Consider the following 18,080-nt stretch of genomic DNA (forward strand, 5'->3'; position numbering starts at 1 on the left):
TACCGCTAGGAGCGGACTTGCTCCGCCATTCCTTCAATCAGCACCTCAGCTACCTCAGGACGTGTAAATTCAGGTGGAGGGCACTGGCCGTCACGGAGCAACCCGCGTACTTTGGTGCCGGAAAGCGCCATATGATGTTCTTTATCATGTGGGCAAGTTTTGCTGGATGCCATGTTTCCACATTTGGTACAGAAGAAACTATGTTCGAAGAACAACGGAGTAATCCCCAGTTCCTCTGCTGTAAAGTTAGTAAAGATCTCCTGTGCTTCATATGTTCCATAATAATCACCAACACCCGCATGGTCACGACCAACAATAAAGTGGGTACACCCGTAATTTTTGCGAACCATCGCATGGAAAATAGCTTCACGTGGACCGGCATACCGCATGGCTGCGGGGAACACACCAAGAAACGCACGATCAGCCGGGTAATAGTTCTCCAGTAATACCAGATAACTCTTCATCCGAACATCTGCAGGTACATCGTCCGACTTCGTCTCTCCAACAAGCGGATTCAGGAAGAGTGCATCTACAATCTCCATAGCGCTCTTCTGAATGTATTCATGAGCCCGATGGACCGGATTACGTGTCTGAAAACCAACTACGGTCTTCCAACCCTTCTCCTGAAAAATCTTCCGGGTATCTGCAGGATCATAATAGAATTCCTCAAATTTCGAAGGTTTTGGACGGTTCAACACTTGGATTGGACCTCCTACGTATGTTGCAGGACGCTCCAAAAGTTTTTTAACGCCCGGGTGCTCGGGATCATCTGTTTTGAATACACGCCGGGCTTCTTCACCCTGATCCACCTGGTATACACTTTGGACTTCGAGCAATCCATAAGTGACTCCATCTTGATCACCAACAAGTTTCACACGTTCACCAATCTGGAGGGATGCGGCTTGTTTATCGTCAACAGCAAGTGTAATCGGTATACTCCAGACTGTTCCATCGGCGAGACGCATGCGAGACACCACCGAAAGGTAATCTTCCTCATTCAAGAAACCTTGAAGTGGTGAGAACGCACCTACACCAATTAGATCCAAATCTGATATTGTCCAGGTATTAATACGCAAAGAGGATAAGTTTTTACTGTCTTGCAACAATTGCTCCCGTTCTTCTCCTTGTACGATACGCTGAACCAGCGTACCTCCATGAGGCAGAATCGATGTCATCTTGTCAGCTCCTTGTATATCTATTATTTATGAAGGCCACATTCCGTTTTATCATTACCAGACCAGCGTCCGGCACGTGGGTCCTCGCCAGGCATAACTTGACGTGTGCAATGCTCACAACCAATACTTGGGTAGTTCTGATCATGAAGAGGGTTATATACAACGTTATTGTCACGAATATATTGCCATACATCCTCAGTCGTCCAGTGCGCAATCGGATTAAACTTCATCAGGCCAAATTTGGAATCATATTCAACCTTCTTTGAGTTTGCACGAGTTGGTGCTTGATCTCTGCGGATACCTGTAATCCATGCATCATACTGAGAAAGAATGCGTGTTAACGGTTCGACTTTGCGAATGTTACAGCACCCATTGGGATCAGACTTCCACAACTCTTCACCGTGCTCAGCTGCCTGCTCTTCTGGAGTAATCTTAGGTGACACACGTACAAATTCAAGGTTGTAGTTCTCCTGCATCTTATCACGTGTTTCGTATGTTTCTTTAAAGTGAAAATCTGTATCCAGATAAAAAATATCTGTGGATGGGCTGATTTTCTGCACCATATCTACAAGTACAACATCTTCTGCACCAAAGCTACATGCAAAAGTGATATTTGGGAATGTTTCAATAGCATACCGAATAATATCCTCTGGACTAGCATGTTCCAGTTCCTCTGCCTTCGTCCGTGCCAAATCTTCTTTCTCCAACAAGTTCATCTGTGAATTTCCCCCATTCTGCAATTCAATACATCTTAAAGCCGACTAATCTAATATGAATTATGTTTAGTATAAATCTTTCATTGGGGATGTCAATGCCTGCCATATGGTAAAATAAATCAGTTTTTGACCCTTTTTGATTGCCGCTCTCACACAATATTTTGGTTCAATTTATCCATTTCTCTGTTAATGAGATAAAAACAATGATATTGGCCCAGGTCATTAGACAGGTAAAAATACATCTCTTAGCCTGGGAAACCTTTGCTGTTACTGGGTTTGGACAGTTCTTGTCGTCAAGAACAACATCAAAAAATCACTGGGCGATTGAAGTTGAAGGAAGAAAAGCTAAAGTTTTAAGGGGAGCAACGTTGCGAATTTTAGCTGTTGATATGTAAGAGACTTTTATCGTTTCCATAAGAAATACTGATAAGGTTTGCACCAAAGAATTAAGTACAAAAACAGTAAGCCGAGTGCATTCAAGAAATCCCTCGTGAGTTCTAATCGATGACTTTATAGGAGCTGTTATAAAATGTGTGGTGAGCGATGGGTGAGAGCGTAAGAGCAAATTCAATGATATAAACGATTAGAGAGGTTCAGTAAGATGTAGATGTATCAACGTACATATTATAGGACTGTATTGAGGGACATTAAGAGCACAATGAAAAGGCAATGAAGGAAAAATGCAGAAGCATGGGGAGAGACATCAGAGATATAAGAGCTATCGAATAAACTAATATAATATATGGCGTAATAGTTATGAATATATAAAAAAGCCTTTGACCGAGGCCAAAGGCTTTTAATATTAACGTTTGGAGAACTGAGGTGCGCGACGAGCCGCTTTAAGACCGTATTTTTTACGCTCTTTCATACGTGGGTCACGAGTCAGGAATCCTGCTTTTTTCAGGGATGCACGGTATTCCGGATCTGCTTTGAGCAGAGCGCGGGAGATACCATGACGGATTGCGCCGGCTTGACCGGAGATTCCGCCACCATGAGCAATAACAAGAACGTCATAGTTGTTGAGCGTTTCTGTCAAGTTCAGTGGTTGTTTTACGATCAGTTTGAGTGTTTCCAAACCGAAGTATTCATTAATATCACGTTTATTGATGACAATGCGTCCTTCACCCGGTACAAGGCGAACACGTGCTACCGAATGTTTACGACGACCTGTCCCATAGTATTGTACTTGTGCCATGAAACTGTCCTCCTTTTAATTAACCGCGAAGTTCGTAAACTTCTGGTTTTTGTGCTGCATGTGGATGCTCAGTGCCTCTGTACGCTTTAAGTCTCAACTTCATTTTCTCGCCCATGCGAGTTTTAGGAAGCATACCGCGAACAGCCAATTCCAACATACGCTCAGGTTTGTTTTTAACCATCTCTTCAGCTGTAGTTACTTTCAAACCACCTGGGTGCATTGAGTGACGGTAGTATTTTTTACCTTGCATTTTCTTACCAGTCAATACGATTTTCTCAGCATTGATGATAACAACGAAATCGCCAGTGTCCACATGTGGAGTGAATTGTGGCTTGTGTTTGCCGCGAATCAAAGCTGCTGCTTCGCTCGCCAAACGTCCGAGGGTTTTGCCTTCAGCATCAATGATGTGCCATTGGCGCTCAACTTCGTTAGGCTTCGCCATGTACGTAGTACGCATGAAAAGTTCCTCCTTAAAATGTTCAAAATCATCATTTTCATTTATCTTCGTTCGTTAAGTTATAACTTTAGGTGTTGATGGATTGTAAATTTGATGTGAAACTCTTAATTGGGGCTGTGGGAAAGCCATTAAGAAAACACAACTTTTATATTACATGATAGGCGATTAAATCGCAAGTGTTAATTAAGCTTTTCACTCACCAAATTTAATCTTTTTTGTATTCAAGATCCCAGAGCATTAAACCGCAGCTAACTGCAGTAGGTCCTGCAGCAGATCGATTACATGCAGCAATCATTTTTGGTACATCAGAGGCTTTCCGTTTGCCCTCTCCGATCTCCAGCAGTGTCCCTACAATGATACGAACCATATGCTGCAAAAAGCCGTTACCACTCACATAAATGTGAATGACACCCTGATCGCGCGGATGGTCTCTGCACATTGATCGGTCCACTTCCATCCATGCTTCGTACACCGAACGGACATGATTCTCTTTCTGAGACTTGCGTGAAGCAAAAGAAGTGAAATCATACGTCCCTATGAAATGTCGTAAGCCCTCCTGCATTGCCATAATATCAAGCTTCGCATGATGATGATATTGCAGTCTTCTGTTAAATACATCCGGAAATTGATTCGCATTGACTGTATAACGATACGTTTTCTTTTTCGCTGCATAGCGAGAATGAAAATCAGCCGAAACTTCAATCGCATCAATAACGACAATATCGGAGGGTAATCTGGAGTTGAGTGCAATACACCAACGTTCAATCGGGATCTGGGACTCCGTAGGAAAATTGAAGATTTGCCTGCGGGCGTGAACACCTGCATCTGTTCGGCCTGAACCTGTAATTTTAACCTTCTCACCGGTTAAAGCACGAATCGCATCTTCAAGATGATCCTGAATGGTATTCCCACCCGGCTGTACTTGGAAGCCGTAATAGGCAGTGCCATCATAAGTTAACGTCATACATAAGTTCCGCATTATTACCACACCTTTGTTCCATACTATACATATCCCTATCCCGAACAGCAAAAGAAGCCCCTTACGGAGCTTCTATTACAGCACGAATTCCGAAATGAAGAGAAAAAAAGGGTTAATCCAGAATCGTTGATTCTGTCCCCTTTCCTCATCTCATCTGTTTTACGCGCGGTCTACCAGTTCCAAGTAAACCATTGGCGCTGCGTCACCACGACGAGGTCCCAGTTTCAAGATACGAGTGTATCCACCTGGACGCTCAGCGTAACGACCGGACAATTCGCTAAACAGTTTTTGGATTGCATCTTGCTCACCATCGATAGTTTCGCGGCGAACATAAGCTGCCACTTGGCGACGGGCATGAAGATCTCCCTTTTTCGCTTTAGTGATCAGTTTTTCAGCAATAGAGCGAACCTCTTTTGCTTTCGCTTCAGTTGTCTGAATGCGTTCGTATAAGAACAGGTCGGTTACCAGGTCACGGAACAAAGCTTTACGTGCGCTGGAATTACGGCCCAACTTTTGGTATGCCATTGTTTTCCCTCCTTCACTTCAAGCACTCGGCTGTCTATTCTTCTGTACGTAGTCCCAAACCAAGTTCCTCAAGCTTCTCTTGAACTTCTTCCAAAGACTTGCGTCCGAGGTTACGGACTTTCATCATGTCTTCTTCCGTTTTCGTAGTCAGCTCTTGCACGGTATTAATACCGGCACGTTTGAGGCAGTTGTAGGAACGAACAGAGAGATCCAGCTCTTCGATCGTCATTTCGAGTACTTTTTCTTTTTTGTCTTCTTCTTTTTCGACCATGATCTCTGCATCTTTCGCTTCGTCTGTAAGACCCACGAAGAGCATCAAATGCTCAGTCAAAATTTTAGCGCCAAGGCTTACAGCCTCTTCAGGACGAATACTTCCATCAGTCCAAACTTCCAACGTGAGCTTGTCATAGTTGGTCACTTGACCGACACGCGTATTTTCCACAGCGTAGTTAACGCGACTGATCGGGGTGAAGATGGAATCGACTGGGATGACGCCGATCGGCTGGTCATCGCGTTTATTCCGATCTGCCTGGACGTAGCCGCGACCGCGATTGGCAAAAATACGCATGTGAAGTCTCGAACCTGGTCCGAGCGTAGCAATGTGCAAATCCGGGTTAAGGATTTCCACATCGGAGTCAGCACGGATATCTCCAGCCGTAATTGCTCCTTCGCCTTCAGCATCAATCTCGAGCACTTTCTCCTCGTCTGAATGAATCTTAAGCGACAAAGCTTTCAGGTTAAGAATAACCTCCGTTACATCTTCCATTACGCCAGGAACTGTAGCAAATTCATGCAGAACGCCATCGATTTGAACCGAAGACACTGCCGCACCCGGCAGTGACGAGAGCAAGATTCGGCGAAGCGAGTTTCCAAGCGTCGTACCGTATCCGCGCTCAAGCGGTTCTACTACGAATTTCCCATAGGTGCCATCATCGTTGACGTCTACCGTCTCAATTTTCGGCTTTTCGATTTCAATCACTGCAATACCCCTCCTTCAAAACGTCGGTCCTCTATGAAACATTTACCTTCTCTTGCGAAAACATGTAGTAGTATGCCTAAACAACCATTATTAGCAGATTGTGCCGGAAATATACCACACGCAGGGGCAAATCTCATTAGACACGACGACGTTTTGGAGGACGGCATCCGTTATGCGGGACTGGAGTTACGTCTTTGATCAGGTTAACTTCAAGACCAGCAGCTTGCAAAGAGCGGATCGCTGCTTCACGGCCTGCGCCTGGTCCTTTAACCATAACCTCAACGGCTTTCATCCCATGTTCCATTGCAGCTTTGGCAGCAGTCTCAGCAGCCATTTGTGCAGCAAACGGAGTCGATTTACGGGAACCTCTGAATCCGAGGCCGCCGGAGCTTGCCCACGAAATTGCGTTTCCGTGAGGATCCGTAATAGTAACGATAGTGTTATTGAAAGTGGAACGGATATGCGCCACGCCAGATTCAATATTCTTACGGTCACGACGTTTAGTACGTACGACTTTTTTCGGTTTAGCCATTTTCTCTTATCCCCCCTTATTATTTCTTCTTGTTCGCTACTGTACGACGAGGACCTTTACGAGTACGAGCATTCGTTTTCGTACGTTGTCCACGAACAGGCAGACCACGACGATGACGAACTCCACGGTAACAACCGATCTCCGTCAAACGTTTAATATTCAAAGAGATTTCTCGACGCAGGTCACCTTCTACTTTGACCTCTTTATCGATACTTTCACGCAATTTGCTGACTTCATCTTCCGTCAAATCACGAACACGAGTGTCCGGATTGATGCCTGTTGTGCTCAGAATTTTCTGGGAAGTCGTTTTACCGATTCCGAAAATATAAGTCAAGGCGATCTCAACGCGCTTATCACGTGGCAAATCCACACCAGATATACGTGCCATTTTACGCTACACCCCCTTCTTTAACCTTGTTTTTGTTTGTGTTTCGGATTTTCACAGATAACCATAACATTCCCTTTGCGGCGAATGACTTTGCACTTTTCGCAAATCGGCTTGACCGAAGGTCTTACCTTCATGTGAATTACCTCCTCAAAGTTTTGCTAAGCAAAACCCTCTTCGTAAGCATTGACCTTGTTCTACTATTGTAAAACCGGCTTCGAAGCTTTCGCAAGTTTTGCCGGGCAAAACCCGCTACATAAGCTTCACAGTTCATTGCAACTGTCTACTACTATTTACGGTAAGTTATGCGACCTTTTGTTAAATCATAAGGCGACAACTGAACAACTACTTTGTCTCCAGTCAGGATACGGATAAAGTGCATCCGCAGTTTTCCGGAAACGTGAGCGAGAATTTGATGACCGTTCTCAAGCTCAACCTTGAATGTTGCATTCGGTAGCGGTTCGAGAACCGTACCTTCCACTTCAATGACATCTTCCTTAGCCATTAGTCAGTCTCCTTTCTCTTCAGCTTGAATGTTGGTGGATTCCAGAAATGAATGAACCGCGTAACGGAGCTTTCCATTTGTCACCCGACCACTCTCGTTTAAACTGTTCACAACCTCGCTGCTAATCATGGGCTGGAGCTCAAGATGAAGAAGATTCTTCTTCTTTGGTTGATCAAACTTACGTTTGTCTCCATCCGCAATATATACGAACTTACCGTCCGCTATAGCAACAATTACTGCGGCTTGGTCCGCATTGCGGCCTTTACGGATCTTCACAAGTTGACCGAGCTGCGGATTAGACTGACTGTTCATGCCTCATCACCTACGCATTCAGTTTTGTGAAAATTTCCATACCATCTGGTGTAACTGCTACGGTGTGTTCAAAGTGTGCACATAACTTACCATCAACCGTGACGACAGTCCAGTTATCTTCCAACGTTTTCACATACCGTCTACCTACGTTAACCATCGGCTCTATGGCCAGCACCATGCCCGCTTTAAGCCGTGGTCCCCGATCGGGAAGACCATAGTTCGGAATCTGTGGTTCTTCATGCAGATCTGCGCCTATGCCGTGACCGACATATTCACGAACTACGGAGAACCCTTCATCTTCAATATATTTCTGAATCGCATGAGATATTGTAAACAAGCGAACGTCCGGTTTTACCAGCGCCAGACCTGCGTATAACGAAGCCTCGGTAACGTCCAGAAGACGACGGGCTTCTTCGGAAATACGGCCGACCGGATAAGTCCAGGCGGAATCTCCATGATACCCCTGGTACTGCGCGCCAATGTCAAACGTAACGATATCGCCCTCGTTCAACTTGCGTTTGCCGGGAAATCCATGTACCAACTCTTCATTGACTGAAGCGCACACACTGGCAGGGAAACCGTTATAACCTTTGAAAGACGGCACAGCTCCTTGACTGCGGATATATTGATCAGCCATATGGTCAAGTTCTCCAGTCGTAATACCGGGAGCGATATGCTCTGCCAAGAGACGATGCGTTTCCGCAACAATTCTCCCTGCTTCCCTCATCAAGCCCAGTTCCGTTTCGGACTTACCAATGATCATCAATTAACCTCTCAGTAAGGACACGATTTCTTGAGAAACTTGATCGATATCCTGTTCTCCGTTCATTTGACGAAGAAGACCTTTAGTCTCATAGAACGTGAGGAGTGGTGCTGTTTTGTTGATATACTCGTCCAGTCGTGTACCTACACTCTCTTCATTATCATCAGAGCGTTGATACAACTCACCAGCGCATTTATCACAAATACCTTCCTGCTTAGGCGGATTGAATACCACATGATAAGTGGAACCACAGTTTTTACAAATTCGACGACCCGTCAAACGAGCGAGTAATTTGTTGCGATCCACTTTCAGGTTGATTACATGATCGAGACCTGAGTTCAATCGATCCAGAATGCCATCGAGCGCTTCTGCTTGCGAAAGGGTTCTTGGAAATCCGTCCAAGAGGAAACCTTCTCTGCAGTCAGGCTGCTGCAAACGTTCTTCAACGATGCCAATGGTTACATCATCTGGTACAAGCAATCCTTGATCCATATATTCCTTGGCTTTCATGCCAATGGGAGTTCCCTGTTTGATCGCGAGACGAAATGCATCGCCTGTTGAAATATGGGGAATACCGAACTCTTTCACGATGACGTCTGCTTGCGTTCCTTTTCCTGCCCCCGGAGGGCCCATGAATAGGATGTTCACGTTATGTCACTCCCTCCAAGACTACCCTACATCAACAAACAGCACAATAGGTGCCGGCAAGTAAATCTTCACTCGACCGGTACCTATTGCCTATTTATTGATAAAACCTTTGTAGTGGCGTTTGATCAATTGGCTTTCGATTTGCTTCATCGTATCCAGCGCAACACCGATAACGATCAGGAGGGATGTTCCTCCAATTTGCGCAGATTGAGGCAAACCAGACAGTGCCCCCAAGATTACAGGCAGAACGGAAATGACTGCCAAGAACATGGCACCGGCCATTGTCAAACGAGTCATGACACGGGTCAGATATTTCTCGGTTGCTTTACCCGGGCGAATGCCTGGGATGTAACCGCCGTTCTTTTTCATATTATCAGCCATCTGCTGTGGATTCATCTGTACGAAAGTATAGAAGAATGTGAAACCGAAGATCATCACGACATACAACAACATACCCAGAGGTTTGTGTGTAGTCAGGTTCTGTCCGATCCACTGTGCCCAAAGGCGATCTGCCCAGAAGTTGGCGATGATCGTCGGGAACATCAACAACGATGATGCGAAGATGACAGGGATAACACCTGCTGCATTAATTTTCAGCGGGATATGTGTATTCTGTCCACCGTACATTTTGTTACCTACGACACGTTTAGCGTACTGTACCGGAATTTTCCGAATCGCCTGCTGAATGTAAATGACCCCTATGATGATCAACACAATAACAATTGCGATGATAACACCTTTAAGAATATTCATAAACAGTTGGTCAGGTTGAATGAAGTCGGATTCGATCGTTTGTTTGATAATGTTAGGCACCGTAGATAGGATACCCGCAAAGATCAAGATCGAAATCCCGTTTCCTATGCCCTTCTCGGTGATCTGCTCACCAAGCCACATCAGGAATGAAGTACCGGCCGTAAGTACAATCGCGATCAAGATATAATCTGCAAATGTAGCGTTAGGAATCATGTCTGTATTGTACAAGCGGTTGAATCCGATCGACGTACCAAACGCTTGAATCAATGCCAGGCCAATCGTTAAATAACGGGTCAATTGTGCAGATTTCTTCTTACCTTGTTCACCTTGCTTTGCCCACTCCGCTAATTTAGGAATAACGTCCATGGAAAGCAACTGTACTATGATAGACGCAGTGATGTAAGGCACGATCCCGAGCGCAAATATCGAGAACTGGAAGAGCGCTCCACCCGAGAACGTATTGAGAAGTCCAAAAACTTCTTTACCCGCAGAATTTGTCGCTTCGAACACGTCTTTGTTAACTCCCGGTACGGGAACAAAGGAGCCGATGCGGTAAATGATCAGTACAAAAAGGGTAAATAATACCCTTTTGCGCAGATCTTCAACCCGCCAGATATTCTTTAGGGTCTTGAACATTAAATCACCTCGGTTGTACCGCCGGCAGCTTCAATTTTCTCAATAGCAGATTGAGAAAACTTGTTAGCTTTAACAGTCAGCTTCACAGTGACATCACCGTTACCCAGGATTTTGATTCCGGATTTAGCGTTTTTAACTACGCCGTTCGTCATCAAGAATTCTGGAGTTACTTCAGTACCCGCAGCAAAACTGTTCAGGTCTTCAGTATTCACAACTGCATATTCTTTGCGAGTTGGGTTTACAAAACCACGTTTTGGCAAGCGACGATACAATGGATTTTGTCCACCTTCGAAGCCTGGACGTACTCCACCGCCAGAACGAGAATTTTGTCCTTTGTGACCGCGACCTGATGTTTTACCTGTACCACTACTTGGACCGCGACCAAGACGTTTACGTTCTTTGCGGGATCCAGGAGATGGTGAAAGCTCATGTAACTTCATCGTTCGTTGCACCTCCTTAAAGATTTGTGGGATTAACCCGATATTAAGCTTCTACTTCTTTAACAGCAACCAAGTGGCTTACTTTGTTAATCATACCACGGATGGCAGGATTATCGTTTTGTACCACTTTGCTATTGATTTTGCGCAAACCCAATGTTTTCACAGTTGTTCTTTGCGTCTCCGGACGTCCGATCAAGCTGCGGACGAGGGTAATTTCTAATTTAGCCATGAGAATTCCCTCCTTAACCCAGAAGCTCTTCGACGGATTTTCCGCGCAGTTTAGCCACGTCTTCAGCACGCTTCAAACGGGACAAACCTTCCAAAGTCGCATTGACCATGTTCATGGAATTCGAAGAACCCAGAGATTTTGTCAAAATGTCACCTACACCAGCAAGTTCGAGAACCGCACGTACAGGACCACCAGCGATAACACCAGTACCTTCAGATGCTGGTTTCAACAGCACGCGTCCTGCGCCGAACTTACCTGTTACCAAGTGAGGAATCGATGTTCCTACGAGTGGAACGTGTACAAGGTTTTTCTTAGCGTCTTCAATACCTTTGCGAATTGCATCAGGTACTTCGCCCGCTTTACCGATACCAGCTCCAACCCAGCCGTTGCCGTCGCCGACTACAACCAGTGCGCTAAAGCTGAAACGGCGTCCGCCTTTTACTACTTTAGCTACGCGATTAATATTTACAACTCTTTCAGTCAGTTCCAAAGTATTCGGATCTACACGCAAGTCGTTAACCTCCTTTTGAAAAATATCTTAAAACTCAAGTCCTGCTTCACGAGCCGCTTCAGCCAATGCTGCGATACGACCATGGTACAGATAACCGCTACGGTCAAATACGATGTTGGAAACACCTTTGTCTTTCGCACGTTTAGCAACGAGTTCGCCAACTTTACGAGCTGATTCAACAGATGCACCATTTTTGATGTCAGTGCTCAATTCTTTGTCTACGGTAGACGCGGAAGCGATTGTTACACCAGCAACATCATCGATGATTTGAGCATACATATGTTTACCAGAACGGAATACGTTCAAACGAGGACGTGCTGCCGTTCCTTGGATTTTCTTACGAACACGAAGGTGTCTTTTCAGACGAGCCTTATTTTTATCTGGTTTCGTAATCATCTCAAAGATTCACTCCTTTCAGGTTACCTCGCTGGCTTCAAAGCAGAAGCCACGGGGTATATTAGAAACACACGAAGCAAGCAAGCCGAAAGCCGCGCAAAGGCGGTAAGAGAAATCTTATTTCTTCTTACCGGCTTTACCTTCCTTACGGATGATACGCTCGCCTTCATATTTAATACCTTTACCTTTGTACGGCTCAGGTTCACGTACGGAACGGATTTTAGCAGCGTAAGCACCTACACGCTCTTTGTCAATTCCGCGAACGATGATTTTTGTATTCGAAGGTACTTCGAATTCGATTCCCGCTTCCGGTGTAATTTCAACCGGGTGAGAGTAACCAACGTTCAGAACGATTTTATCTCCGGATTTGCTTGCACGATATCCGACCCCAACCAATTCCAGAGATTTCGCGAATCCTTCAGTAACGCCGCTCACCATATTGTTTACAACGCTACGCGTTGTGCCGTGCAAAGAACGGTGAGTTTTGTTATCGGAAGGACGCACAACTGTGATTTCGTTATTTTCAACTGTAACCTTCATGTCTTTATGAAGCTCACGAGTCAAAGTTCCTTTAGGTCCTTTTACCGTAATAACGGTGTTGTCCAGGGTGATGTCTACACCACTTGGTACTGTGATTGGTTTGCGACCAATACGAGACATATGTTGCACCTCCTATCTTGTGACGTTATATTACCAAACGTAGCAAACGACTTCTCCGCCGGATTTCGATTGACGAGCTTCTTTGTCCGTCATGATACCTTTAGATGTCGAGATGATCGCGATTCCCAGGCCACCAAGTACACGAGGTACTTCGTTGCTTTTCGTGTAAACACGAAGACCAGGTTTACTGATTCTTTTCAGACCAGTGATAACGCGCTCGTTATTTTGACCGTATTTCAGGAAAACACGGATAATCCCTTGTTTGTTATCATCGATAACTTCAGCGTCACGGATGAAACCTTCACGCTTCAGGATATCGGCGATTTGTTTTTTCATTGTTGAAGCAGGCATTTCTACCGTTTCGTGACGAACAGTGTTCGCGTTACGAATACGAGTAAGCATATCTGCAATTGGATCAGACATAGTCATTGTGAGTTAACCTCCTTCCCGTTCAGGACTTTTTACCAGCTTGCTTTTTTCACGCCAGGGATCTGGCCTTTATAAGCTAATTCACGGAAACAAATTCTGCAAATTTTGAACTTTTGCAGGACCGAATGTGGACGTCCGCAACGCTCACAGCGTGTATATGCACGTACTTTAAACTTAGGTGTACGTTGTTGTTTAACTTTCATCGAAGTTTTTGCCACTTAGCCTGACACCTCCTAAATAATTTCGGAGAAAAGGGAGTCTTTCCAGACACCCGGAAACGTTATGCCAACATTACTTAACGAAAGGCATTCCCATTTGCGTAAGCAATTCACGGGACTCTTCGTCTGTTTTCGCCGTTGTTACAATGACAATATCCATACCGCGGACTTTATCAACTTTATCGTATTCGATCTCCGGGAAGATCAATTGCTCTTTCAGACCCAGTGTATAGTTACCACGTCCATCAAAAGCATTACTCGATACACCGCGGAAGTCGCGGACACGAGGAAGCGTTACGTTGAGCAGCTTATCTAGGAAGAAGTACATACGCTCACCGCGTAATGTAACTTTCGCACCGATAGGCATATTCTCACGCAGTTTGAAACCTGCGATAGATTTTTTAGCACGAGTGATTACAGGTTTTTGACCCGCGATCAGTTGCAAATCGTTTACTGCAGAATCCAACACTTTAGAGTTTTGGACAGCATCGCCCACACCCATGTTGATAACGATTTTCTCGATTTTCGGCACTTGCATTACCGTTGTATAGTTAAACTTCTGCATCAAAGCAGGAGCGATTTCTTGCAGGTAACGTTCTTTCATTCTTGATGCCATGAATCATAGCCCTCCTTTCTCATTCGGTTCAATTAGTCGATAATTTCTCCGGAACGTTTAGCAACGCGCACTTTCTTACCGTTATCCAAAACTTTGTAACCTACACGGGTTACTTTTCCGCTCTTCGGATCGATGTGCATTACGTTGGAAACGTGAATCGGAGCTTCCTTCTCGATAATGCCGCCTTGCGGATTTTGCTGGTTAGGCTTCTGGTGTTTTTTCACCATGTTAACACCTTCCACAAGGACGCGGTTCTCACGAGGATAAGCAGCGATGACACGGCCTTTTTTACCTTTGTCTTTACCGCTGATCACCATAACCGTATCTTCCTTTTTAACGTGAAGTTTGTTGTTATGGGATTCCAGAACTTTTTTCACTCTTGGCATTTCGTACACCTCCTGTTTCTAACATCACGAGATTAAGCTTTAGATAACTTCTGGAGCCAAGGAAACGATTTTCATGAAGTCTTTATCGCGAAGTTCGCGAGCAACTGGTCCGAAAATACGTGTTCCACGTGGGCTTCTGTCGTCTTTTACAACAACCGCTGCATTTTCATCAAAACCGATGTAGGAACCGTCTTTACGACGTACAGAACGTTTCGTACGAACGACAACCGCTCTAACTACATCACCTTTTTTGACAACGCCGCCTGGTGTTGCTTGTTTAACAGAACAAACGATCAGATCACCGATTTGAGCTGTACGACGTCCCGTACCGCCGAGTACGCGGATACACATCAGTTCCTTCGCACCGGAGTTGTCGGCCACAGTCAAACGTGTAAATGGTTGAATCATTTAGTATTCCTCCTTTCAGCAATGCTGCTGATGCATTAGATGATAACCGCTTTTTCTACGATTTCAGTAAGTCTCCAGCGTTTATCTTTCGAAAGCGGACGAGTCTCCATGATTTTCACCGTGTCACCGATTTTCGCAGTGTTTTCTTCGTCATGCGCTTTGAATTTTTTAGTAACCTTAATGCGTTTATGGTACAAGTTGTGTTTTTTGTAAGTTTCTACAGCAACAACAATCGTTTTGTCCATTTTATCGCTGACCACTTTACCAGTTTGCACTTTACGTGCGTTACGTTCTTCGCTCATTGTTGGCCTCCTTCCTGATTACGGACGGATTGTCCATCCTATCCCTAATTAACCGATTCCCAATTCTCTCTCACGGATAATGGTTTTAGCACGAGCTATTTCTTTCCGCACATCACGGATGCGAGTCGGGTTATCCAGCTGACCGGTAGCTAATTGAAAGCGGAGGTTAAAGAGTTCTTCTTTAAATCCGGCAATCTTTTGCTCGATTTCAGCAGAGGTTAGGTTGCGAAATTCACTAGCTTTCATTTGCTTCACCACCCAATTCTTCACGTTTCACGAACTTCGTTTTGATTGGCAGTTTGTGAGCGGCAAGACGCATTGCTTCGCGTGCAATTTCCTCCGGTACACCAGCAAGTTCAAACATGATCTTACCTGGTTTCACTACTGCAACCCATTTTTCTACGTTACCTTTACCGCTACCCATCCGAACCTCGAGAGGCTTTTGAGTGATTGGTTTGTCTGGAAAAATTTTGATCCAAACTTTACCACCACGTTTGATGTAACGAGTCATCGCAATACGAGCCGCTTCGATTTGACGGTTCGTAATCCAAGCCGGTTCCGTAGCTTGCAGACCGTATTCGCCAAAGTTCAGAGTCGTTCCGCCTTTAGCTTGGCCTTTCATATGTCCACGTTGTTGCTTACGGTGTTTTACGCGTTTTGGTACCAACATGATTAGTTGCCTCCTTCCTTAGCAGCTTGTTTCTTAGCCGTAGGAAGAACCTCTCCACGATAGATCCATACTTTTACGCCGATAAGTCCGTAAGTAGTATGAGCCTCTGCTGTACCGTAGTCAATGTCAGCACGCAGTGTGTGCAGTGGAACAGTTCCTTCGCTGTAGCCTTCAGAACGTGCGATCTCAGCACCGCCAAGACGTCCGCCTACTTGAGTTTTGATACCTTTAGCACCGGAGCGCATAGTTCTTTGAATTGCTTGTTTCAGAGCACGACGGAAAGAAACACGACGTTCCAATTGTTGTGCAATGCTTTCAGCTACAAGAACAGCGTCCAAGTCTTGGTTCTTAATTTCAGAAATGTTGATGTGTACTTTTTTACCGCCAGCAATTTTCGTAATTTGGTTACGAAGATTTTCAACTTCCGAACCACCCTTACCAATAACCATACCTGGTTTAGCAGTGTGAATCGTTACGTTTACGCGGTTAGCCGCTCTCTCAATTTCTACACGAGATAAAGCGGAGTCTTTCAATTTATTTTTCAGGAATTCACGAATTCTCACGTCTTCCATCAAAAGATCACCGAAGTCTTTGCCTGCATACCACTTAGATTCCCAGTCACGGATAATTCCGACACGGAGTCCGACTGGATTTACCTTTTGGCCCACACATTTCCCCTCCTTCTACTTCTCAGATACCACCAAAGTAATGTGGCTAGTACGTTTGTTAATACGACTTGCACGTCCCATTGCACGAGGGCGGAAACGTTTCATTGTCGGTCCTTGGTTCACGTAAGCTTGCGAGATAACCAATTTGTTAACATCCAAAGAATAGTTATGTTCCGCATTCGCAATAGCGGAGTTAAGCAACTTCTCAACGATTGGAGAAGCAGATTTCGGAGTGTGACGGAGAATGGCAACCGCCTCACCTACTTGCTTGCCTCGAATCAAGTCAACAACGAGTTGAGCTTTACGAGGAGCAATCCGGATAAACTTAGCATGTGCTTTTGCTTCCATTGTGTAACCTCCTTTCAAACATTAAAGATATTCATTTATCTTCTTGTTTTCTTATCATCAGCAGTATGGCCTTTGTACGTACGGGTTGGAGCGAACTCACCCAGTTTGTGTCCGACCATGTCCTCAGTTACATACACTGGCACGTGTTTACGACCATCGTAAACGCCAAATGTGTGTCCGATGAATTGCGGGAAAATTGTAGAACGACGGGACCAGGTTTTGATCACATTCTTCTTACCTGAAGCTTCCATCTCTTCTACCTTTTTAAGCATGTAGCCATCAATGAATGGCCCTTTTTTCAAACTGCGACCCATGTGGAGATCCTCCCTTCAAACATAGCTATTATGCATCCGCAGATGCCTCACGAAGTTATGCACAGTGTGTATTACTTCGTGCGGCGGCGAATGATGTATTTATCAGAAGCTTTATTTTTCTTACGCGTTTTGTAACCAAGTGTAGGTTTACCCCATGGTGACATTGGCGATTTACGTCCGATTGGAGCACGACCTTCACCACCACCGTGTGGGTGATCGTTAGGGTTCATTACTACACCACGAACCTCAGGACGTTTACCCAACCAACGGCTACGACCGGCTTTACCGATTTTGATGAGCTCGTGGTCTTGGTTACCTACAGATCCGATTGTCGCGCGGCAAACTTTCAAAATACGACGAACTTCTCCGGAAGAGAGACGAACGGAAACGTATTTTTCTTCTTTACCAAGCAATTGAGCTTCTGTACCAGCAGCACGAACCAATTGTCCGCCTTTGCCTGGTTTCAACTCGATGTTGTGGATAACGGTACCTACTGGAATGTTTTCGAGTGGCAGTGCGTTACCGATTTTGATGTCTGATTCAGGTCCGGAGAACACTTGATCTCCAACTTTCAAACCTTTAGGAGCGATGATATAACGCTTTTCACCATCAGCATAGTGAATCAGAGCGATGTTGGATGTACGGTTCGGGTCATACTCAATCGTAGCAACGCGGCCCGGTATTCCATCTTTAGTACGTTTAAAGTCAATGATACGGTATTTACGTTTGTGTCCACCACCATGGTGACGAACTGTAATTTTACCTTGGTTGTTGCGGCCTGCTTGTTTGCTCAACGGGGCCAACAACGATTTCTCCGGCTGATTTGTGGTGATTTCCTCAAATGTAGAAACGGACATGTTCCGTCTTGCCGGGGATGTTGGTTTATACTTTTTGATTGGCACTGGGTTTCCCTCCTTACTTCAAA

General features: G+C 45.0%; 33 protein-coding genes. 1 reads left to right on the forward strand and 32 read right to left on the reverse strand.

Going from position 1 to position 18,080, the window contains the following annotated elements:
* Positions 1-5: 5 nt before the first annotated feature.
* Positions 6-1,175, reverse strand: a complete 1,170-nt coding sequence (gene sat, locus MKY95_RS29340; RefSeq protein ID WP_339195719.1) for a sulfate adenylyltransferase — start codon at positions 1,173-1,175, stop codon at positions 6-8.
* A gap of 23 nt (positions 1,176-1,198) precedes the next feature.
* Positions 1,199-1,891, reverse strand: coding sequence for a phosphoadenylyl-sulfate reductase (locus tag MKY95_RS29345; protein ID WP_076320297.1), 693 nt, complete (start codon positions 1,889-1,891; stop codon positions 1,199-1,201).
* Between the two features lie 203 nt (positions 1,892-2,094).
* Here MKY95_RS29345 and MKY95_RS29350 point away from each other — a divergent pair, with 203 nt between their 5' ends.
* Entirely contained in the window at positions 2,095-2,286 is a 192-nt protein-coding gene (locus MKY95_RS29350; protein WP_339195723.1) for a hypothetical protein, read from the forward strand.
* Positions 2,287-2,693: 407 nt separating this feature from the next.
* On the opposite strand, the gene rpsI is transcribed toward MKY95_RS29350, so the two are convergent.
* From rpsI to rplB, 30 genes are all read right to left on the reverse strand, one after another.
* Positions 2,694-3,086: a 30S ribosomal protein S9 gene (gene rpsI, locus MKY95_RS29355; RefSeq protein WP_017692105.1), complete on the reverse strand. Its 393-nt coding sequence runs from the start codon at positions 3,084-3,086 to the stop codon at positions 2,694-2,696.
* A 19-nt stretch (positions 3,087-3,105) separates the two neighbouring features.
* Positions 3,106-3,543, reverse strand: a complete 438-nt coding sequence (gene rplM, locus MKY95_RS29360; RefSeq protein ID WP_024633564.1) for a 50S ribosomal protein L13 — start codon at positions 3,541-3,543, stop codon at positions 3,106-3,108.
* A 205-nt stretch (positions 3,544-3,748) separates the two neighbouring features.
* A complete protein-coding gene (truA, locus tag MKY95_RS29365) occupies positions 3,749-4,522 on the reverse strand; it encodes a tRNA pseudouridine(38-40) synthase TruA (RefSeq protein WP_339191218.1) in 774 nt (257 codons plus the stop codon).
* Between the two features lie 159 nt (positions 4,523-4,681).
* Positions 4,682-5,047, reverse strand: a complete 366-nt coding sequence (rplQ, locus tag MKY95_RS29370) for a 50S ribosomal protein L17 (RefSeq protein WP_017692102.1) — start codon at positions 5,045-5,047, stop codon at positions 4,682-4,684.
* A 34-nt stretch (positions 5,048-5,081) separates the two neighbouring features.
* Positions 5,082-6,026 (reverse strand): DNA-directed RNA polymerase subunit alpha, encoded by a 945-nt coding sequence (locus MKY95_RS29375; RefSeq protein ID WP_017692101.1) that lies wholly within the window; start codon positions 6,024-6,026, stop codon positions 5,082-5,084.
* A gap of 136 nt (positions 6,027-6,162) precedes the next feature.
* Entirely contained in the window at positions 6,163-6,558 is a 396-nt protein-coding gene (rpsK, locus tag MKY95_RS29380) for a 30S ribosomal protein S11 (protein WP_017692100.1), read from the reverse strand.
* A gap of 19 nt (positions 6,559-6,577) precedes the next feature.
* Entirely contained in the window at positions 6,578-6,946 is a 369-nt protein-coding gene (rpsM, locus tag MKY95_RS29385) for a 30S ribosomal protein S13 (protein ID WP_036607200.1), read from the reverse strand.
* Positions 6,947-6,966: 20 nt separating this feature from the next.
* On the reverse strand, positions 6,967-7,080 hold the full coding sequence (rpmJ, locus tag MKY95_RS29390) for a 50S ribosomal protein L36 (protein ID WP_003333770.1): 114 nt from the start codon (positions 7,078-7,080) through the stop codon (positions 6,967-6,969).
* A gap of 152 nt (positions 7,081-7,232) precedes the next feature.
* Complete coding sequence (infA, locus tag MKY95_RS29395) at positions 7,233-7,448, reverse strand: translation initiation factor IF-1 (protein ID WP_017692098.1); 216 nt, start codon at positions 7,446-7,448, stop codon at positions 7,233-7,235.
* Between the two features lie 3 nt (positions 7,449-7,451).
* On the reverse strand, positions 7,452-7,760 hold the full coding sequence (locus MKY95_RS29400; RefSeq protein ID WP_036607194.1) for a KOW domain-containing RNA-binding protein: 309 nt from the start codon (positions 7,758-7,760) through the stop codon (positions 7,452-7,454).
* A gap of 10 nt (positions 7,761-7,770) precedes the next feature.
* Positions 7,771-8,523: a type I methionyl aminopeptidase gene (gene map, locus MKY95_RS29405; protein WP_036607191.1), complete on the reverse strand. Its 753-nt coding sequence runs from the start codon at positions 8,521-8,523 to the stop codon at positions 7,771-7,773.
* Between the two features lie 3 nt (positions 8,524-8,526).
* Positions 8,527-9,171 carry an adenylate kinase gene (locus tag MKY95_RS29410; protein ID WP_036607188.1) on the reverse strand — a complete coding sequence of 215 codons (645 nt, stop codon included), beginning with the start codon at positions 9,169-9,171 and terminating at the stop codon, positions 8,527-8,529.
* Between the two features lie 90 nt (positions 9,172-9,261).
* Positions 9,262-10,560 (reverse strand): preprotein translocase subunit SecY, encoded by a 1,299-nt coding sequence (secY, locus tag MKY95_RS29415; RefSeq protein WP_017692094.1) that lies wholly within the window; start codon positions 10,558-10,560, stop codon positions 9,262-9,264.
* The gene (gene rplO, locus MKY95_RS29420; RefSeq protein ID WP_017692093.1) at positions 10,560-11,000 is read right to left on the reverse strand and encodes a 50S ribosomal protein L15; all 441 of its coding nucleotides are present in this window, start codon (positions 10,998-11,000) and stop codon (positions 10,560-10,562) included. Before rplO ends, secY begins: the two co-directional genes overlap by 1 nt.
* Before the next feature lie 43 nt (positions 11,001-11,043).
* Positions 11,044-11,229: a 50S ribosomal protein L30 gene (gene rpmD / locus MKY95_RS29425; RefSeq protein ID WP_017692092.1), complete on the reverse strand. Its 186-nt coding sequence runs from the start codon at positions 11,227-11,229 to the stop codon at positions 11,044-11,046.
* Positions 11,230-11,242: 13 nt separating this feature from the next.
* Positions 11,243-11,740: a 30S ribosomal protein S5 gene (gene rpsE / locus MKY95_RS29430; protein WP_017692091.1), complete on the reverse strand. Its 498-nt coding sequence runs from the start codon at positions 11,738-11,740 to the stop codon at positions 11,243-11,245.
* Positions 11,741-11,767: 27 nt separating this feature from the next.
* Complete coding sequence (rplR, locus tag MKY95_RS29435) at positions 11,768-12,136, reverse strand: 50S ribosomal protein L18 (protein ID WP_017692090.1); 369 nt, start codon at positions 12,134-12,136, stop codon at positions 11,768-11,770.
* Positions 12,137-12,253: 117 nt separating this feature from the next.
* Positions 12,254-12,796, reverse strand: coding sequence for a 50S ribosomal protein L6 (gene rplF, locus MKY95_RS29440; RefSeq protein WP_017692089.1), 543 nt, complete (start codon positions 12,794-12,796; stop codon positions 12,254-12,256).
* Between the two features lie 30 nt (positions 12,797-12,826).
* The gene (gene rpsH, locus MKY95_RS29445; RefSeq protein ID WP_017692088.1) at positions 12,827-13,225 is read right to left on the reverse strand and encodes a 30S ribosomal protein S8; all 399 of its coding nucleotides are present in this window, start codon (positions 13,223-13,225) and stop codon (positions 12,827-12,829) included.
* Between the two features lie 32 nt (positions 13,226-13,257).
* Positions 13,258-13,443, reverse strand: coding sequence for a type Z 30S ribosomal protein S14 (locus MKY95_RS29450; RefSeq protein WP_013312154.1), 186 nt, complete (start codon positions 13,441-13,443; stop codon positions 13,258-13,260).
* A 73-nt stretch (positions 13,444-13,516) separates the two neighbouring features.
* A complete protein-coding gene (gene rplE, locus MKY95_RS29455) occupies positions 13,517-14,059 on the reverse strand; it encodes a 50S ribosomal protein L5 (protein WP_017692087.1) in 543 nt (180 codons plus the stop codon).
* 32 nt (positions 14,060-14,091) lie between these two features.
* The gene (gene rplX / locus MKY95_RS29460; protein ID WP_017692086.1) at positions 14,092-14,445 is read right to left on the reverse strand and encodes a 50S ribosomal protein L24; all 354 of its coding nucleotides are present in this window, start codon (positions 14,443-14,445) and stop codon (positions 14,092-14,094) included.
* Between the two features lie 39 nt (positions 14,446-14,484).
* Positions 14,485-14,853, reverse strand: a complete 369-nt coding sequence (rplN, locus tag MKY95_RS29465) for a 50S ribosomal protein L14 (protein WP_017692085.1) — start codon at positions 14,851-14,853, stop codon at positions 14,485-14,487.
* Positions 14,854-14,888: 35 nt separating this feature from the next.
* Positions 14,889-15,155, reverse strand: coding sequence for a 30S ribosomal protein S17 (gene rpsQ / locus MKY95_RS29470; RefSeq protein WP_017692084.1), 267 nt, complete (start codon positions 15,153-15,155; stop codon positions 14,889-14,891).
* A gap of 48 nt (positions 15,156-15,203) precedes the next feature.
* Positions 15,204-15,401: a 50S ribosomal protein L29 gene (gene rpmC / locus MKY95_RS29475; RefSeq protein WP_017692083.1), complete on the reverse strand. Its 198-nt coding sequence runs from the start codon at positions 15,399-15,401 to the stop codon at positions 15,204-15,206.
* Positions 15,391-15,825: a 50S ribosomal protein L16 gene (gene rplP / locus MKY95_RS29480; protein WP_017692082.1), complete on the reverse strand. Its 435-nt coding sequence runs from the start codon at positions 15,823-15,825 to the stop codon at positions 15,391-15,393. The genes rpmC and rplP overlap by 11 nt, the downstream gene beginning before the upstream one ends.
* A 2-nt stretch (positions 15,826-15,827) precedes the next feature.
* Positions 15,828-16,493 (reverse strand): 30S ribosomal protein S3, encoded by a 666-nt coding sequence (gene rpsC / locus MKY95_RS29485; RefSeq protein ID WP_036607182.1) that lies wholly within the window; start codon positions 16,491-16,493, stop codon positions 15,828-15,830.
* 15 nt (positions 16,494-16,508) lie between these two features.
* A complete protein-coding gene (rplV, locus tag MKY95_RS29490; RefSeq protein WP_036607180.1) occupies positions 16,509-16,841 on the reverse strand; it encodes a 50S ribosomal protein L22 in 333 nt (110 codons plus the stop codon).
* Between the two features lie 35 nt (positions 16,842-16,876).
* Entirely contained in the window at positions 16,877-17,155 is a 279-nt protein-coding gene (gene rpsS / locus MKY95_RS29495; protein WP_017692079.1) for a 30S ribosomal protein S19, read from the reverse strand.
* A gap of 71 nt (positions 17,156-17,226) precedes the next feature.
* Positions 17,227-18,057 (reverse strand): 50S ribosomal protein L2, encoded by an 831-nt coding sequence (gene rplB / locus MKY95_RS29500; RefSeq protein ID WP_017692078.1) that lies wholly within the window; start codon positions 18,055-18,057, stop codon positions 17,227-17,229.
* Positions 18,058-18,080 lie beyond the last annotated feature (23 nt).

The organism is Paenibacillus sp. FSL P4-0176 (assembly GCF_037975265.1).
GTDB lineage: Bacteria > Bacillota > Bacilli > Paenibacillales > Paenibacillaceae > Paenibacillus > Paenibacillus amylolyticus.

Bases quoted from the DNA above. Each gene is read 5' to 3' on its own strand.
- rplV (WP_036607180.1), bottom strand. From the start codon at position 16,841: ATGGAAGCAAAAGCACATGCTAAGTTTATCCGGATTGCTCCTCGTAAA.
- rplN (WP_017692085.1), bottom strand. From the start codon at position 14,853: ATGATTCAACCATTTACACGTTTGACTGTGGCCGACAACTCCGGTGCG.
- sat (WP_339195719.1), bottom strand. From the start codon at position 1,175: ATGACATCGATTCTGCCTCATGGAGGTACGCTGGTTCAGCGTATCGTA.
- rpsS (WP_017692079.1), bottom strand. From the start codon at position 17,155: ATGGGTCGCAGTTTGAAAAAAGGGCCATTCATTGATGGCTACATGCTT.
- rpsM (WP_036607200.1), bottom strand. From the start codon at position 6,946: ATGGCACGTATATCTGGTGTGGATTTGCCACGTGATAAGCGCGTTGAG.
- rplR (WP_017692090.1), bottom strand. From the start codon at position 12,136: ATGATTACGAAACCAGATAAAAATAAGGCTCGTCTGAAAAGACACCTT.
- truA (WP_339191218.1), bottom strand. From the start codon at position 4,522: ATGCGGAACTTATGTATGACGTTAACTTATGATGGCACTGCCTATTAC.
- rpmD (WP_017692092.1), bottom strand. From the start codon at position 11,229: ATGGCTAAATTAGAAATTACCCTCGTCCGCAGCTTGATCGGACGTCCG.
- rplP (WP_017692082.1), bottom strand. From the start codon at position 15,825: ATGTTGGTACCAAAACGCGTAAAACACCGTAAGCAACAACGTGGACAT.
- rplF (WP_017692089.1), bottom strand. From the start codon at position 12,796: ATGTCTCGTATTGGTCGCAAACCAATCACAGTACCAAGTGGTGTAGAC.
- rplE (WP_017692087.1), bottom strand. From the start codon at position 14,059: ATGGCATCAAGAATGAAAGAACGTTACCTGCAAGAAATCGCTCCTGCT.
- rpmJ (WP_003333770.1), bottom strand. From the start codon at position 7,080: ATGAAGGTAAGACCTTCGGTCAAGCCGATTTGCGAAAAGTGCAAAGTC.
- rplQ (WP_017692102.1), bottom strand. From the start codon at position 5,047: ATGGCATACCAAAAGTTGGGCCGTAATTCCAGCGCACGTAAAGCTTTG.
- MKY95_RS29350 (WP_339195723.1), top strand. From the start codon at position 2,095: ATGATATTGGCCCAGGTCATTAGACAGGTAAAAATACATCTCTTAGCC.
- rplX (WP_017692086.1), bottom strand. From the start codon at position 14,445: ATGCCAAGAGTGAAAAAAGTTCTGGAATCCCATAACAACAAACTTCAC.
- MKY95_RS29400 (WP_036607194.1), bottom strand. From the start codon at position 7,760: ATGAACAGTCAGTCTAATCCGCAGCTCGGTCAACTTGTGAAGATCCGT.
- rpsI (WP_017692105.1), bottom strand. From the start codon at position 3,086: ATGGCACAAGTACAATACTATGGGACAGGTCGTCGTAAACATTCGGTA.
- rpsQ (WP_017692084.1), bottom strand. From the start codon at position 15,155: ATGAGCGAAGAACGTAACGCACGTAAAGTGCAAACTGGTAAAGTGGTC.
- infA (WP_017692098.1), bottom strand. From the start codon at position 7,448: ATGGCTAAGGAAGATGTCATTGAAGTGGAAGGTACGGTTCTCGAACCG.
- rplM (WP_024633564.1), bottom strand. From the start codon at position 3,543: ATGCGTACTACGTACATGGCGAAGCCTAACGAAGTTGAGCGCCAATGG.
- rpsK (WP_017692100.1), bottom strand. From the start codon at position 6,558: ATGGCTAAACCGAAAAAAGTCGTACGTACTAAACGTCGTGACCGTAAG.
- rpmC (WP_017692083.1), bottom strand. From the start codon at position 15,401: ATGAAAGCTAGTGAATTTCGCAACCTAACCTCTGCTGAAATCGAGCAA.
- rpsH (WP_017692088.1), bottom strand. From the start codon at position 13,225: ATGACTATGTCTGATCCAATTGCAGATATGCTTACTCGTATTCGTAAC.
- rplO (WP_017692093.1), bottom strand. From the start codon at position 11,000: ATGAAGTTACATGAGCTTTCACCATCTCCTGGATCCCGCAAAGAACGT.
- map (WP_036607191.1), bottom strand. From the start codon at position 8,523: ATGATCATTGGTAAGTCCGAAACGGAACTGGGCTTGATGAGGGAAGCA.
- MKY95_RS29345 (WP_076320297.1), bottom strand. From the start codon at position 1,891: ATGAACTTGTTGGAGAAAGAAGATTTGGCACGGACGAAGGCAGAGGAA.
- secY (WP_017692094.1), bottom strand. From the start codon at position 10,560: ATGTTCAAGACCCTAAAGAATATCTGGCGGGTTGAAGATCTGCGCAAA.